11 protein-coding genes and 1 pseudogene are annotated in these 15,220 nt (G+C 72.8%); 8 read left to right on the top strand and 4 right to left on the bottom strand.

Annotation, left to right across the window (positions count from 1 at the left end):
* Window positions 1-1,200, bottom strand: a 1,200-nt coding sequence (hemG, locus tag GT030_RS34655) for a protoporphyrinogen oxidase (protein ID WP_161204457.1), incomplete at its 3' end; no start/stop codon positions are given.
* 148 nt (window positions 1,201-1,348) lie between these two features.
* Here hemG and GT030_RS34650 point away from each other — a divergent pair.
* The 3 genes from GT030_RS34650 to GT030_RS34640 all read left to right on the top strand — a co-directional run bounded on the left by GT030_RS34650 (window position 1,349) and on the right by GT030_RS34640 (window position 4,615).
* On the top strand, window positions 1,349-2,287 hold the full coding sequence (locus GT030_RS34650) for a DUF4349 domain-containing protein (RefSeq protein ID WP_161204456.1): 939 nt from the start codon (window positions 1,349-1,351) through the stop codon (window positions 2,285-2,287).
* A gap of 43 nt (window positions 2,288-2,330) precedes the next feature.
* Window positions 2,331-3,713 carry an FAD-dependent oxidoreductase gene (locus GT030_RS34645; RefSeq protein WP_161204459.1) on the top strand — a complete coding sequence of 461 codons (1,383 nt, stop codon included), beginning with the start codon at window positions 2,331-2,333 and terminating at the stop codon, window positions 3,711-3,713.
* A 74-nt stretch (window positions 3,714-3,787) separates the two neighbouring features.
* On the top strand, window positions 3,788-4,615 hold the full coding sequence (locus tag GT030_RS34640) for a rhomboid family intramembrane serine protease (RefSeq protein WP_161204458.1): 828 nt from the start codon (window positions 3,788-3,790) through the stop codon (window positions 4,613-4,615).
* Between the two features lie 10 nt (window positions 4,616-4,625).
* On the opposite strand, the gene hemE is transcribed toward GT030_RS34640, so the two are convergent.
* Window positions 4,626-5,693, bottom strand: coding sequence for a uroporphyrinogen decarboxylase (hemE, locus tag GT030_RS34635; RefSeq protein WP_161204455.1), 1,068 nt, complete (start codon window positions 5,691-5,693; stop codon window positions 4,626-4,628).
* 98 nt (window positions 5,694-5,791) lie between these two features.
* Between hemE and GT030_RS34630 the strand changes: the two genes are divergently transcribed.
* From GT030_RS34630 to GT030_RS34610, 5 genes are all read left to right on the top strand, one after another.
* On the top strand, window positions 5,792-6,475 hold the full coding sequence (locus GT030_RS34630) for a DUF3000 domain-containing protein (protein WP_161204454.1): 684 nt from the start codon (window positions 5,792-5,794) through the stop codon (window positions 6,473-6,475).
* Window positions 6,476-6,786: 311 nt separating this feature from the next.
* The gene (locus GT030_RS34625; protein WP_031181634.1) at window positions 6,787-7,452 is read left to right on the top strand and encodes a response regulator transcription factor; all 666 of its coding nucleotides are present in this window, start codon (window positions 6,787-6,789) and stop codon (window positions 7,450-7,452) included.
* Between the two features lie 208 nt (window positions 7,453-7,660).
* Window positions 7,661-8,947, top strand: coding sequence for an HRDC domain-containing protein (locus GT030_RS34620; protein ID WP_161204453.1), 1,287 nt, complete (start codon window positions 7,661-7,663; stop codon window positions 8,945-8,947).
* A 146-nt stretch (window positions 8,948-9,093) separates the two neighbouring features.
* Window positions 9,094-10,311, top strand: coding sequence for an acetyl-CoA C-acyltransferase (locus GT030_RS34615; RefSeq protein ID WP_161204452.1), 1,218 nt, complete (start codon window positions 9,094-9,096; stop codon window positions 10,309-10,311).
* A complete protein-coding gene (locus GT030_RS34610; protein ID WP_161204451.1) occupies window positions 10,308-12,437 on the top strand; it encodes a 3-hydroxyacyl-CoA dehydrogenase NAD-binding domain-containing protein in 2,130 nt (709 codons plus the stop codon). Before GT030_RS34615 ends, GT030_RS34610 begins: the two co-directional genes overlap by 4 nt.
* A gap of 74 nt (window positions 12,438-12,511) precedes the next feature.
* On the opposite strand, the gene GT030_RS34605 is transcribed toward GT030_RS34610, so the two are convergent.
* Window positions 12,512-14,479 (bottom strand): PIG-L family deacetylase, encoded by a 1,968-nt coding sequence (locus GT030_RS34605; RefSeq protein ID WP_161204450.1) that lies wholly within the window; start codon window positions 14,477-14,479, stop codon window positions 12,512-12,514.
* A 49-nt stretch (window positions 14,480-14,528) separates the two neighbouring features.
* Window positions 14,529-15,220: pseudogene (locus GT030_RS34600) on the bottom strand (glycosyltransferase family 4 protein); the annotation flags it as partial.

Genomic DNA, 15,220 nt, shown 5'->3' with positions numbered 1-15,220 from the left:
GACGCGGGTGGCGACCGGCTCGGCGTCCAGTCCGGTCGCGGCGCGCAGGTCGTGCCGGGCGACCCCGACGAGTTCGGCGTCGTCGCGCTGGAGGATCTCGGTCTCGTGGTGGCGGCCGACCGAGGTGCGCACCACCAGGAGGTCAGGGTCCTCGGCGCCGACCCAGCCCCACTTCTGGGAGGCGAAGGTGGCGGCCTTGATCGTGCGGCCGTCCACCGGCGGCACCAGGAAGCCACTGCCCTCGGGCAGGGCCGCGCCGGCGCGGCGGTAGGCGAGGGTGATCAGCGCCATGGAGGCGTACTCCACGGCGGCCAGCTCGGCGGCGGCCGCCGGGGCCTCGGCGCGCAGCAGTGCCGACGCGGCGGGGGCGGGAACGGCGACCACGACCGCGTCCGCGTGCAGCGTGCGGTCCCCGGCCGTGACGCGCCAGCCGGTGCCGTCCCGGCGCAGCTCGCTGACCGGAGTGCGGGTGAGGATCTCTCCGCCGCGCGCCCGTACCGAGTCGGCGACGGCGAGCGGGAGGGTGCCGACGCCGCCCTCGATGCCGAGGAAGACCGGGCCGGTCTGCCCCGCCTCGGCGGCCTTGGCCTGGAGGGACAGGACGGCGGCGGTGAGGGTGTCGTGGGTGCGGGCGGCCTGGTGGAGCTGGGGGACGGCCGAGCGCAGGGAGAGACGGTAGGCGTCGCCCGCGTACACCCCGCCGAGCAGGGGTTCCACCAGCCGGTCGACGACCTCACGGCCCATCCGGGCGGCCACGTACTCGCCCACGGCCACGTCGTCACCGACCTCGGTGGGCGGCAGTTCAGCGTCCCGCTCGATCCGGGCCAGGCCCTCGGCGGAGAGCAGGCCGGACAGCGCGGAGGCCGTGCCGGGTACGCCCATGACATGGCCCTTGGGCATGGGGCGCAGCGCGTCCCGGGTCCAGATCGAGGCGGTCGCGGTGGACGGGGGCCGGAGGCGGTCGCCGAGGCCCGCCTCGCGGGCGAGGCCCACCGCCTCGGGGCGGCGGGCGAGCATCGACTCGGCGCCGAGGTCGACCCTCAGGCCCGCGATCTCGCCGGGCAGCAGTTTGCCGCCGACCCGGTCGGTGGCCTCCAGCACCGTCACCCGCGCGCCGCGCGCGAGCACCCGGTGGGCGGCGGCCAGTCCGGCGACACCGGCTCCGATGACGACGACATGGCCGTTGCTCGCTGCGCTCATGCCCCCACTCTCTCAGACCGCGCGGGGCGTCCCGGTGCCCGGTACGTCACCGGACCGTGACCGCATCGCGACCGGAAAACGCGACCGTTCCCGCAGGCCGGGCCGTCTAAGGGGAGACAGCACCGCGTCTCACCGGGGGGTAACAGACATGCGTACACAGGTCCGGGTCCTGGGCGGGGTCCTGCTCACCGCCTCACTCGCGCTCGCCGGGTGCAGCGAGTCGGGCGGCGACGCCAAGTCCTCCTACGCCGACGCCCCGACCGCCGCTCCCGCCGCTCCCGGCGCGGGCCGGGGCGCGGCCGAGGACGGCAAGTCCGCCCGCCGCTCGCCCCGGCTCGCGCCGAGCGTCATCCGCACCGCCTCGCTGGAGGTCGAGGTGCGGGACGTGCCCGGCGCCCTGGCCAAGGCGCGCCGGGTCACCGAGGACGCGGGCGGCTACGTCGGCGAGGAGAGCACCGAGCGGGACGACGACGGCAGCGAGCGCACCCGTGTCGTCCTGCGGGTCCCCTCCGAGCGGTACGACGAGGTGCTCGGCTCGCTCCAGGGCACCGGCAAGCTGCTGCGGCGCACCGCGCGGGCGCAGGACGTCACCGACCAGGTGGTGGACGTGGACAGCCGGATCAAGTCCCAGCGGGCCAGCGTCGCGCGGGTCCGGGAGCTGATGGACAGGGCGGACAAGCTGACCGACGTGGTCGCGCTGGAGGGCGAGCTGAGCAGCCGGGAGGCCGACCTGGAGGCGCTGCTGGCCCAGCAGGCGTCGCTGAAGGACCGCACGGGCCTGGCGACCATCACCCTGTCGCTGGCCGGGAGGGGCGCGCACCCGAGTGCCGAGGACGACGAACCCGGCTTCCTGGACGCGCTGTCGGGCGGCTGGCACGCGTTCTGGACGATGCTGCGCTGGATCGCACTGGTGGTGGGCGCGGTGCTGCCGTTCGCGGCGCTGCTCGCGCTGCTGGTGTTCCTGTGGCGCCGGGTGGTCCGCCCCCGGCTCCCGCGCCGTTCGGCGCCGACGCCCGTGCCGGGCTCGCTGCCGCAGGCGCGTGCGGTGGCGGAGGACGGCGCGCCGGTCTCCGGCGAGCACAAGTGACGGTGCGTCAGGTCCGCTCGCCCCGTAGCTTGTTCCCATGGACATGCGTGAAGGGCCCCGGCGGCTGGTCGTGATCGGCGGCGACGCCGCGGGAATGGCCGCGGCCTCGCAGGCCCGTCGGCTGCGGAAACCGGACGAGCTGGAGATCGTGGCGTTCGAGCGCACCCACTTCACCTCGTACTCGGCGTGCGGCATCCCCTACTGGGTCGGCGGCGCCGTCGAGGACCGCGACCAGCTCGTCGCGCGTACTCCGGAGGAGCACTGGGAGCGGCACATCGACCTCCGGCTGCGCACGGAGGTGACGGAGATCGACGTGTCCGGGCGCCGGGTGCGGGCGCACGACCTGGAGACCGGCAACGAGTACTGGACCTCGTACGACAAGCTGGTCATCGCCACCGGGGCGCGGCCGATCCGGCCGGACATGCCGGGGGCGGACGCGGCCGGGGTGCACGGGGTGCAGACCCTGGACGACGGGCAGTCGCTGATCGACACGCTGACCCGTACCGAGGGGCGGCGCGCGGTCGTCGTCGGCGCGGGTTACATCGGCGTCGAGATGGCCGAGGCGCTGCTCCGCCGGGGCTTCGAGGTGACCGTGGTCAACCGGGGCGCGGAGCCCATGGCGACGCTCGATCCCGACATGGGCCGGCTGGTACGGCGGGCCATGGAGGGCATGGGCATCACCATGGTCGACGACACCGAGGTGACCGGCCTGCGCACGGGCGAGGACGGCCGGGTGCGCGCGGTGGTCACGAAGGACGCGGAGTACCCGGCCGACGTGGTCGTCATGGGCATCGGCGTGGAGCCTGTGACCGACCTCGCCCGCGAGGCGGGGCTCCCGCTGGGCGCGCACGGCGGACTCCTCACCGACCTCGCCATGCGGGTGCGCGGGCACGAGGACATCTGGGCGGGCGGTGACTGCGTGGAGGTGCTGAACCTGGTCTCCGGGCAGGAGCAGTACATCCCGCTCGGCACCCACGCCAACAAGCACGGGCAGGTCATCGGCACCAACGTGGGCGGCGGTTACGCCACCTTCCCCGGTGTCGTCGGCACCGCCGTCAGCAAGGTTTGCGAGCTGGAGATCGCCCGCACCGGCCTGCGCGAACGCGACGCCCGCCGGGCCGGCCTCCAGTACGAGGCGGTCGTCATCGAGTCGACCAGCCGCGCCGGCTACTACCCCGACGCCTCCCCCATGACCGTCAAGATGATCGCCGAACGCAACACCGGCCGCCTCCTCGGCGTCCAGATCGTCGGCGGGGAGGGCGCGGGCAAACGCGTCGACATCGCGGCCGTGGCCCTGACCGCCGGCATGACGGTGGAACAGATGACCGCCCTGGACCTCGGCTACGCCCCACCCTTCTCCCCCGTCTGGGACCCGATCCTGGTAGCGGCCCGCAAGGCGGTACGCAAGGTACGCGCGGCCCGCTAGCCGGCGCGGAACGGCGCTCGTCGTCCCCGTGCTGTTCACGGGTTCACGTGCTTCAACCGGGGCACTACTTCTGTGTGGTCATACCCGTCCATGACGTCAATCCCGCGCGCCGTACGCCGTATGTGACGTATGCGCTCATCGCCGCCAGTGTGCTGGTGTTTCTGCTGACGCCTGGTGCGGCCGGGGCGGCGGGCGGGGAGAGTCATGTGGCGCAGCTGTGCCGGCTGCACGCGTTCATGGATCACTACGCGGCTGTTCCGCGGGAGATGATCCATCATCAGTTGCCCAAGCTGGTGCCGACCGGGCAGGTGGGGATGGGGGCGGCCGGGCCGGGGTGTGTGATGGGGGCGCCGGGGTATGACAAGTCGCCGGCGCTGTCGGTGGTCACGGCGATGTTCCTGCACGGCGGCTGGCTGCACCTGCTGGGCAACATGCTGTTCCTGCTGATCTTCGGCAACAACGTCGAGGACCGCATGGGCCACGTCCGCTTCGCGCTGTTCTACCTCGTCTGCGGCTACGCGGCGAGCTACGGCTTCGCCCTGCTGAACGCCGGCTCCGGGGACCCGCTGATCGGCGCGTCCGGCGCGATCGCGGGGGTGCTCGGGGCCTATCTCGTGCTGTATCCGAAGGCCAGGGTGTGGGTGCTGGTCCCGTTCCTGGTCTTCCTGCCGCTCCGGCTGCCCGCATGGATCGTGCTGGGCTTCTGGTTCGGCCTCCAGGCCGTGTACTCCTCGGGGCACGGCGTCGAGGCCGGCACCGGCACGGTGGCGTACGCGGCGCACGTCGTCGGCTTCGTGGCCGGGATGCTGCTCGCCTGGCCGCTGAAGGCCGGCACCCCGCCCCCGCCGGAGCCGGGCCGCCTGCTGTTCGGCAGGCGGGCGCGGCACCGTCAGGCGTGGTGAGCGGAAGAGGTCAGCGGGCGCTCGCTTGGTGGACGTAGTCGACCAGGTGGGTCAGCGCGTCCGGCTCGATGTTGGGCATGACGCCGTGGCCGAGGTTGAAGACGTGGCCCTCCAGGCCGGCGGCCGCGTCCAGCACCTCCTGTGCCTTGACCTCGACCGTCTTGCGGTCGGTGAACAGCACCGTCGGGTCGAGGTTGCCCTGCAGCGCCTTGCCGGGGCCGACCCGGCGCGCGGCCTCGTCCAGCGGGATCCGCCAGTCGACGCCGACGACGTCCGCGCCCGCGTCGCCCATGAGCTTCAGCAGCTCGCCGGTGCCGACACCGAAGTGGATGCGCGGGACGCCGTACCCCGCGACGGCGTCGAAGACCTTCGCGGAGGCGGGCATCACCGAGGCACGGTAGTCGGCGGGGGCCAGCGCGCCCGCCCAGGAGTCGAAGAGCTGCACCGCCGAGGCACCGGCCTCGATCTGCACCTTCAGGAACGCGGCCGTGATGTCCGCGAGGCGGTCCAGCAGGTCGGCCCACAGCTCGGGGTCGCCGTACATCATCGCCTTGGCGTTCTCGTACGTGCGCGAGGGGCCGCCCTCGACCAGGTAGCTGGCGAGGGTGAAGGGAGCGCCCGCGAAGCCGATCAGCGGGGTGGACCCCAGCTCACGGGTGAGCATGCCGACCGCCTCGGTGACGTAGGACACGTCCTCCGGGGTGAGGTCACGCAGCCGGTCGAGGTCGGCGCGGGTGCGCACCGGCTCGGCGACGACCGGGCCGACGCCGGACTTGATGTCGAGGTCGATGCCGATGGCCTTGAGCGGGACGACGATGTCGCTGTAGAAGACCGCCGCGTCCACGTCGTGCCGGCGCACCGGCTGGACCGTGATCTCGGTGACCAGCTCGGGCCGCGTGCAGGACTCCAGCATCGGGATGCCCTCGCGCACCTTGCGGTACTCCGGCAGGGACCGGCCGGCCTGGCGCATGAACCACACCGGGGTGTGCGGCACGGGCTCACGCCTGCACGCCTTGAGGAAGGCGCTGTCGTACGTCGCTGTGGGCTGCTGGCCCGTGGGGATCGCGTTGGCACTCACGTCGGCAAGTCTCGCACGGTCCGCGCGGGAGAAGTGCCGCCGCCCTCGGGGGGTGTCATGCCCTGCACGAAGGCCCGCTTCCCCTTACTCTTCCCCGCATGGCTGCGGCTCAGGGACGATCGTCGGACGGCACCGGCGGAATGGACGACGTGAAGGACACGCAGGCGAAGGAGAAAGGGGGAGCCGGGGTGCCAGAGGTCCCCCCTGTCTTCCGCAGCGCGGTGGAGGCGCTGCGGAACGCGCGGCTGCGGCCGCAGGTGGAGGTGGAGCCGACGCCCGCCCCGCAGCGGCTGGCGCCGTACGCGCACGCGCTGGAGGCCGTCGTACTCGACGGCGAGCAGGAGCTGGCCGACGGCCGGCTGGTCCTGCTGCACGACCCGGCCGGCCACGACGCCTGGCACGGCACCTTCCGCCTGGTGACCCTGGTAAGGGCGGAGCTGGAGCCCGAGATGGCGGCCGACCCGCTGCTGCCGGAGGTGTGCTGGTCCTGGCTGACCGGCGCTCTCCAGTCGCGCGGACTCGCCTACGGCGAGCCGAGCGGCACGGTCACCAGGGCAAGTTCCCACTACTTCGGCGGCCTGTCGGAGCGGCCGCCCGCCTCGCAGATCGAGATCCGCGCCTCATGGACGCCGCTCGAAGGACTGGGCGGCGTTCCGGACACCGCCGCGCACCTCGCCTCGTGGTGTGATCTGCTGGCCCAGGTCGGCGGGCTGCCCCCGGCCGCGCCGGGCGACGGCTCGGTGGTGACGCTGCCGCAGCGCAGGGGTCCGCGGTCCCGCTAGACCTCTCCCAGGCTGATCATCTTCTCAGCGCCCCGCCGGGATCGGCGGGGCGCTGCTTTGTGATCACTTCCCGCACCATCACTTTGTCGATACGGCCACTTTCCGTACTCGAATCGCCTCACCCCGGAGCCGATTCGATCTTCGGATGATCGATCGCGTGTCCGAATTGCACAGATTGTGACTCACTAGATCGTGATCATTCTCTAAAGGCGGACGGGTTTGCTGCCGAAGACGACTGTGACCTTGAAAGCACGGTTCCTCCCGGCTTCTTCCCCACAAGCCGGCCCCGTCCCCCCACCCCAGGAGGCCTGGTGTCCGTTCTCCTCGAGCAGCCCGCAAGCCTGGTCGCCTACCGCCCGAACAAGCCGACCGCCATGGTGGTCGTGGCCGACCCCCGCGTCCGTTCCACCGTCACCCGCCATCTGTGGGCCCTCGGTGTGCGCGACGTGATCGAGGCCTCGTCCGTCGCGGAGGCTCGTCCCCGCATCGGCAACCCGCGCGACATCTGTGTCGCAGACGTCCACCTGCCCGACGGCTCCGGCCTCACCCTGCTGTCCGAGACCCGTGCCGCGGGCTGGCCCAACGGCCTCGCCCTGTCCGCAGCCGACGACATCGGCGCCGTCCGCAACGCCCTCGCCGGGGGCGTCAAGGGCTACGTCGTCACCGGCACCCGTACCAACATCGGCCTGCCCACCCGCCCCGGCGCCGCCCCCATCGGCTCCGCCGCGGCCCGAATGGGGCACCGGCGTCCGCCGGGCGCCCCGAGCCACCCCGGCGGCTACCGCGAACTGTCCGGCCGCGAGGTCGAGGTGCTCCGCCTCGTCGCGGAGGGCCAGTCGAACAAGGCGATCGGCGTCTCCATGGGCCTGTCCGCGCTGACCGTCAAGAGCCACCTGGCCCGCATCGCGCGCAAGCTCGGCACGGGCGACCGCGCCGGCATGGTCGCGGTGGCCCTGCGCACCGGAATCATCCACTGACCCTCTTTCCCGTCCCCCACCCTGCGCCCTGTTGACCCCCGGTGCCCGTCGGCGGAACGTTCCGTCGGCGGGCACCGGCGTGCGCGCCGGGCGGGGTGCGCCGTGCGGCGCGCGGTGTGCGCCCGCGTGCGGCGCGTTTTGGCCGGTCAGCGGGGATGTCGGTCGAACGTGCAGGCCAGCGGCGCGGGCATGCGGATACCCTTGGCATGTGACGGACGCCCAAGAGACCGCAGCAGACAGTTCCCGGCGCATCAACGGGGGCACGCCCCCCGACGCGGGGCCTGCTGAGGTGGCGGCGCCCACCCCCCTGCTCGAACCCCGCGAGGGGATTCCGCCGGTCGTCGCGGACGCCGCCGCGCTCGCCGAGGTCGTCGCCGCCTTCGCCGCCGGCACCGGCCCGGTGGCCGTGGACGCCGAACGCGCTTCCGGTTACCGGTACGGCCAGCGGGCCTATCTGGTGCAGTTGCGGCGCGAGGGCGCGGGCTCCGCGCTGATCGACCCCGTCGCCTGCCCCGACCTCTCCGACCTGGGCGCCGCGCTGTCCGACGTCGAGTGGGTGCTGCACGCCGCCACCCAGGACCTCCCTTGCCTGCGCGAGATAGGCATGGTGCCCACCCGCCTGTTCGACACCGAGCTGGCCGGGCGGCTCGCCGGATTCCCCCGCGTCGGACTCGGCGCGATGGTGGAGAACGTGCTCGGCTTCGTACTGGAGAAGGGCCACTCCGCCGTCGACTGGTCCACCCGTCCGCTGCCCGAGCCCTGGCTGCGCTACGCGGCGCTGGACGTGGAGCTGCTGGTCGACCTGCGCGACGCCCTGGAGAAGGAGCTGGAGCGGCAGGGCAAGCTGGAGTGGGCGCTGGAGGAGTTCGCCGCCATCGCGGCGGCGCCGCCCGCCGAGCCCCGCAAGGACCCCTGGCGCCGCACCTCCGGGATGCACAAGGTGCGCAGACGGCGGCAGCTCGCCGTGGTCAAGGAGCTGTGGGAGGCGCGGGACCGGATCGCGCGGCGGCGGGACGTCTCGCCCGGCAAGGTGCTCGGTGACGCGGCGATCGTGGAGGCCGCGCTCGCGGTGCCGGCCAACGTGCACGCGCTGGCCGCACTGAACGGTTTCGGCCATCGTGTCGGCCGCCGTCAGCTCGAACAGTGGCAGGCCGCGGTCGACCGGGCGAAGGCGCTGCCGGAGTCGGCGCTGCCACAGCAGGGGCAGCAGGTGACCGGTCCGCCGCCGCCGCGTGCCTGGTCGGACAAGGACCCGGCCGCCGCGGTCCGGCTGTCGGCCGCCCGCGCCGGGGTGTCGGCGCTGGCCGAGCGGCTGGAGATGCCACAGGAGAACCTGATCTCCCCCGACACCGTGCGCCGGATCTGCTGGGAGCCCCCGGTCCCCGTCGACGAGCGGACCGTGGCCGCCGCCCTCACCGGCCACGGCGCCCGGTCCTGGCAGGTGGAGCAGGTGACCCCGGTGCTGGTCGCGGTACTGTCCGCCACCCCGGAGTAGGCGGTTTCGCCGCAATCCGTCCGGCCGGGCGGGGCTGCGGTGTGACGTTCACCGCTAGCCGGGGTGGGGCTGTGCAGCTACGTTACTCATAAGTAGCATGGGGTTGAGCAAGCGCTCAGCGTCCCGCACCCTGGAGGAGAGCCATCGTGCCTCGTACCGTCAGGGACGTCGTCTTCGTCGACGGCGTCCGCACCCCGTTCGGCAAGGCGGGCCCGAAGGGCATCTATCACGAGACTCGCGCCGACGACCTCGTCGTGAAGGCGATCCGGGAGCTGCTGCGCCGCAACCCCGGTCTGGACCCGAAGAAGATCGACGAGGTCGCCGTCGCCGCGACCACCCAGATCGGTGACCAGGGCCTCACCCTCGGCCGTACCGCGGGCATCCTCGCGGGCCTGCCGCAGTCGGTGCCCGGCTACTCCATCGACCGCATGTGCGCGGGCGCGCTGACCGCCGTGACCTCGGTGTCCGGCTCGGTCGCCTTCGGCGCGTACGACATCGCCATCGCGGGCGGTGTCGAGCACATGGGCCGGCACCCGATGGGCGAGGGCGTGGACCCCAACCCGCGCTTCGTCTCCGAGAAGCTGGTCGACGAGTCGGCGCTGTTCATGGGCATGACCGCCGAGAACCTGCACGACCGCTACCCGACCATCACCAAGCAGCGCGCCGACGAGTACGCGGTCCGCTCGCAGGAGAAGGCCGCCAAGGCGTACGCCAACGGCAAGATCCAGCAGGACCTGGTGCCGATCTCGGTGCGCCGCACCAACGAGGAGGCCGGTGAGACGGGCTGGGGCCTGGTCACCGCCGACGAGCCGATGCGCCCCGGCACCACGCTGGAGAACCTGAGCGGTCTCAAGACGCCGTTCCGCGTGCACGGCCGGGTCACCGCGGGCAACGCGGCCGGTCTGAACGACGGCGCCACCGCCTCCCTCATCGCGTCCGAGGACTTCGCCCGCGAGAACGGCCTGCCGGTCAAGATGCGCCTGGTCTCCTACGCCTTCGCGGGCGTGGAGCCCGAGGTGATGGGCTACGGCCCGATCCCGGCCACCGAGAAGGCCCTCGCCCAGGCCGGCCTGTCGATCTCCGACATCGGCCTGTTCGAGATCAACGAGGCGTTCGCCGTCCAGGTCCTCGCGTTCCTGGAGCACTACGGCATCGCCGACGACGACAGCCGCGTCAACCAGTACGGCGGCGCCATCGCGTTCGGCCACCCGCTGGCCTCCTCCGGTGTGCGGCTCATGACGCAGCTCGCCCGCCAGTTCGAGGAGAACCCGGACGTCCGCTACGGCCTGACCACCATGTGTGTCGGCTTCGGCATGGGCGCGACGGTCATCTGGGAGAACCCGAACTTCGAGGGGGACAAGTGAGCAACACCACCGAGCTGCTGAAGGGTGCTGCCGAGCTGTTCCCCGGCGAGGTCGTCACCCAGGCCCACGTACGGCACTTCGAACTGCCCTTCAACGCGGGCAGGTTCGCGCTGATCACGCTGGACAACGGCTTCGACCACACCAAGCCGACCACCTTCGGCCCGGCCTCGCTGGCGAACCTGAACGCCGCGATCGACCAGGTCGAGAAGGAGGCCGCGGACGGCGACATCGTCGGTGTCGGCATCACCGGCAAGCCGTTCATCTTCGCGGTCGGCGCCGACCTCAAGGGTGTCGAGCTGCTGAAGCGGCACGAGGACGCGCTCGCCATCGGCAAGGGCGGCCACGAGGTCTTCAAGCGCCTCTCCGGCCTCGCGGTCCCGACCTTCGCCTACTACAACGGCGCGGCGATGGGCGGCGGCGTCGAGGTCGGCCTGCACTGCTCCTACCGGACCGTCTCCAAGGCGATCCCGGCGTTCTCGCTGCCCGAGGTCTTCCTCGGCCTGGTGCCCGGCTGGGGCGGCTGCGCCCTGCTGCCGAACCTGATCGGTCCCGAGAAGGCCGTCCAGGTCATCATCGAGAACAGCCTCAACCAGAACCGCCAGCTCAAGGGCAAGCAGGTCTTCGAACTCGGCATCGCCGACGCGCTGTTCGAGGGTGCCGACTTCCTGGAGCAGTCGCTGCTGTGGACCGCGCAGGTCCTCAAGGGCGACATCACCGTCGAGCGTCCGGCGATCGACCGGGGCGAGGCGTGGGACCAGGCCGTCGCCAAGGGCCGCTTCGTCGCGGACTCCAAGGTGCACGGCGCGGCCCCGGCCGCCTACCGCGCGCTGGAGATCATCGAGGGCGCCAAGGACGGCGACCTGCAGAAGGGCTTCGACGCCGAGGACCAGGCCCTCGCGGACCTGATCATGGGCGGCGAACTGCGGTCCGGCATCTACGCGTTCAACCTGGTGCAGAAGCGCGGCAAGCGTCCTGCGGGCGCCCCCGACAAGTCGCTGGCGCGTCCGGTCACCAAGGTCGGCGTCGTCGGCGCCGGTCTGATGGCCTCCCAGCTCGCGCTGCTCTTCCTGCGCCGCCTGGAGGTGCCGGTCGTGCTGACCGACATCGACCAGGAGCGCGTCGACAAGGGTGTGGGCTATGTCCACGCCGAGATCGACAAGCTGCTCGGCAAGGGCCGGATCAACCAGGACAAGGCCAACCGCCTCAAGGCGCTGGTCACCGGTGTCCTGGACAAGGCCGAGGGCTTCGCGGACGCGGACTTCATCATCGAAGCCGTGTTCGAGGAGATGGGCGTCAAGCAGAAGGTGTTCGCCGAGGTCGAGGCGGTCGCCCCGGCGCACGCGATCCTCGCCACCAACACCTCCTCGCTGTCGGTGTCGGAGATGGCGTCGAAGCTGAAGCACCCCGAGCGGGTCGTCGGCTTCCACTTCTTCAACCCCGTCGCGATCCTGCCGCTGCTGGAGATCGTGCGCGGCGAGCAGACCGACGACGCCACGCTGGCGACGGCGTTCGGCGTGGCCAAGAAGCTGAAGAAGACCGCGGTGCTGGTGAAGGACGCCCCGGCGTTCGTCGTCAACCGCATCCTGACCCGCTTCATGGGCGAGATCCAGAACGTCATCGACGAGGGCACCCCGGTCGAGGTCGCGGAGAAGGCCGTCGAGCCGCTCGGCCTGCCGATGTCCCCGCTGGTGCTGCTGGAGCTGGTCGGTCCGGCGATCGGCCTGCACGTCTCGGAGACCCTCAACCGGGCCTTCCCGGACCGCTTCACGGTCTCCCCGAACCTGAAGGCGGTCGTCGAGGCCGGCAAGCGCGGCTTCTACGTCTACGACAGCGGCAAGCCGGAGCTGGACCCCGAGGTCGCCGCGCTGCTCAAGCAGGGCGACACCGTCCTCACCGAGGAGCAGGTCCGCGAGCGCGTCCTGGACGCCGTGGCCCAGGAGATCGGCCTCATGCTGGACGAGGGCGTCGTCGCCGAGGCCCAGGACATCGACCTGTGCCTCATCACCGGCGCCGGCTGGCCCTTCCACCTGGGCGGCATCACGCCGTACCTGGACCGTGAGGGTGTCTCCGAGCGGGTGAACGGCAAGCGGTTCCTGGAGCAGGGTGTGGCGAGCGTGCCCGCGTAACACCGGCCGGCTGTACGGAGGAGGGCCCCGGCGCTGCGGCGCGGGGGCCCTCTTCGTGTGCCGGACGGCTCCGGTCAGCCGAGCCAGGGGCCCATCGGGCTGCCCGGCTCGGGCGCGAGCTGGCGGCGGACGTGCAGGCGGCCGTCGGTGCCGACGACGGCCACGACCACCGCGCCGGACGCGTCGCGCGCCAGCGCCGGGGCGTGCGCGAACATCTCGCCGGACTCGTTCCAGTGGGTGCCCGTGACCTCCCGGTTCCGGTCGGGCAGCGAGAGCACCAGCCGCCCGGTGCTCCCCCGGTGCGCCAGGTACGCCTCGCGGGCGCCCCGCTCGGCCACCCACAGCGCGGCCACGGCACCGGTACCTCCGTGGCCGCCGAGCCCGGCGCCCGCACCGGGCCATCTGCCGTCGGCGTGCTGCCGGTACGCCATGACCTGCTGGGTCCCGGCCTCCCTGTAGTACAGGCAGGTACGCCCGTCGCCGGAGTCCACCGCGGTGACCCCGCCGGTCGCGGGGCGCCCGGTGCTCAGGGCCTCGTCGAGCTGGAACGCGCCGCCCGGCTCGCTCTGGAACCAGCGCCAGATCTTGTGCTTACCCGGCACGTAGAGCTCGACCGTCCCGCGCCCGGTCACGAGCGCGGTGCCCGCGTCCTGGAGGAAGCGGCCGCCGAGGGACTGCCAGGGCGTCCACTCGCCGTTGGTCTCGCGGCGGCGCACGCTGACACCCTGGGCGAAGTCGCGGACGAAGACGTACAGCCGGCCGTCCTGGTCGACGGCGACCGAGGGCACCCCGGCCTCCCGTTGGCGGCGCTGGTCCGGGTGGGCCTCGTCCGGGTTGCCGAGGCTCCGCCAGCCGTTGAAGCCGCTGCCGTCGGCGTGCTGCACGGTGTGCACCACGTCCACCACGGTCCCCCGCCCGGCGCCGAGGCTCCGGCGCAGGGCCACCACCTCGGCCGGGCCGCCGGGTACGCCGCCGACCGCGAGCGTGGGGGCGACCCAGCCCTCGCCGAGGACGTAGGGGCCGGCCCAGCGGCCGCCGGCCGGGGCGGTCTCGGTCCAGAAGGCGAGCCTGCCGCCGAGGACCGCGAAGGCGTTGAGCCGGCCGCCGGGGCCGAGTCGGAGCCAGTCCGTCGCCGGGGAGTAGCGGTAGGCGGTGCTGCGCATGTGGGTGCTGCGGAACGGGTCGGTGCCGAGCTGCCGGTCGCCGCAGCGGTCACAGGTGCCCTGGGGGCAGATGTCGGGGGCGCCGATGCCCGCGTAGGCGGCGAGGTAGGCGCCCTTCTCGGCGAGGGCGGCCGAATCGAGGTTGCCGCCCCAGAACCGGTTGGCGTAGGCGCGGTAGTGCTCGACGACCGGGGAGTGGCCCGCTTCCCGGTACCGCTCCAGGGCCGCGAGCGTGAACTCGGCGGCCACCGCGTGGTCCTGGTGGTCGGAGCAGACGAACTCGGCCTTGCCGCCGTCGTGTTCCGGGTCGGGGTCCAGGGTGCGCACGGTGGTAGGGCGGTGATGGTCGAGCAGGGTGGTCAGGGCGGTGATCACGTCCTCCCGGCCGACGGCCTGCACCTCGCCGGCCGTGCCACCGTGCACCGGGAGCGTGGGCTGGGCGGGCACGCCGCCCTCCCACAGATCGACGATGGGGGTGAGGGCGCCCTGGTCGGTGAGGGCTCCCTGGCGGAGCTGCAGGAAGTACAGGGACACCCGGTCGGCGCCGTCCAGGACGAAGCGTTCGGCGATGAGGCCCGGTGCCGTCCGGACCGCGTGGCGGTGCCAGGGGCGGTCGCGGTCTCCGGTCACCATCAAGGCGTACGCCGAACGCAGCCCGCAGCCGCGCGCGGTGCTGTAGCCGGTGAAGTCCGGCACGGCTCCGGCCCGGCGGGCGTCGTCGGTGTCGATGTTGACGCCGTCGCCCTCGCCCGCCGTGAGGACCACGGTGGTGACCTGGTCCCCGTTCTCCAGCGAGCGCAGGAGGTCGGGGTTCATGAAGTACAGGTCGTCGTCCTGGTGGGCCACGACGTGGAGTACGGAGCGGGGCTGGGGGGTCATGTGGTGTCCAAGCTGGTCGCGTGTCGTGCGGGCGGGGCGGTGAGGGGGCTCACCGGTCCACCACGTTCATCGCCATGGCTCCGGAGGCCGAGCAGTAGGGCCGAATCCAGACCGGCCGGGCCGGATGGATCACGGCGAGGTCGGAGGGCGCGTCGCCGACCAGGGGCAGGGAGGAGTAGGAGAGGGCGGCCTTGACGTCGGGGAAGTCCTCCAGCAGGCGGCAGACGCGCACCTTGCGCCGCTCGGCGGGGTCGGGCTGGAGCCACCAGTCCCAGTCCTCCCAGCGGTCCAGCCGGTGGTCCACCACGGCGCGCAGCGGGATGTCGGCCCGGAATTGGCGCGGGCCGCGCGCCTCCACGGCCACGGCGACGTTCTGGGCGTGCCGGCCGCGCCTGCTGACGACGAACCGGGCGCCCGGCTCCAGGCGGCCGTCCCCGCACAGCACGCCCTCCACGGTGATGCGTCCGTCGCCGACGCGTACGCGGGTGCACTCGGCGTGCAGGTCGCGTACGACGGTGCGCAGCATCAGACGGCCGTTGGGCTGGGCGTAGGGCAGGTTCCAGATGACGGGGCGTGCGGGCGGGCGGGTCACCATGCGGGCGCGGGCGTCGATGAGGGCGCGGGTGTCGCGCAGGCCGGCCTTCATGCGGATGGCCGGCCCGCGGGGCGCCCGCATGGTCACCTGCCAGCGTCCGTCGCCGAGCTGGTCCATGGCCTCGGGGGTGAGGACGGCCGTGTAGC

This window comes from Streptomyces sp. SID1328, from assembly GCF_009865595.1.
GTDB classification, from domain to species: Bacteria; Actinomycetota; Actinomycetes; order Streptomycetales; family Streptomycetaceae; genus Streptomyces; species Streptomyces griseoluteus.
The sequence above is the reverse complement of the archived record's forward strand: the minus strand, read 5'-3'. Positions and strand labels throughout refer to the sequence as shown.

Bases quoted from the DNA above. Each gene is read 5' to 3' on its own strand.
- GT030_RS34650 (WP_161204456.1), top strand. From the start codon at position 1,349: ATGCGTACACAGGTCCGGGTCCTGGGCGGGGTCCTGCTCACCGCCTCA.
- GT030_RS34645 (WP_161204459.1), top strand. From the start codon at position 2,331: ATGCGTGAAGGGCCCCGGCGGCTGGTCGTGATCGGCGGCGACGCCGCG.
- GT030_RS34630 (WP_161204454.1), top strand. From the start codon at position 5,792: ATGGCTGCGGCTCAGGGACGATCGTCGGACGGCACCGGCGGAATGGAC.
- GT030_RS34605 (WP_161204450.1), bottom strand. From the start codon at position 14,479: ATGACCCCCCAGCCCCGCTCCGTACTCCACGTCGTGGCCCACCAGGAC.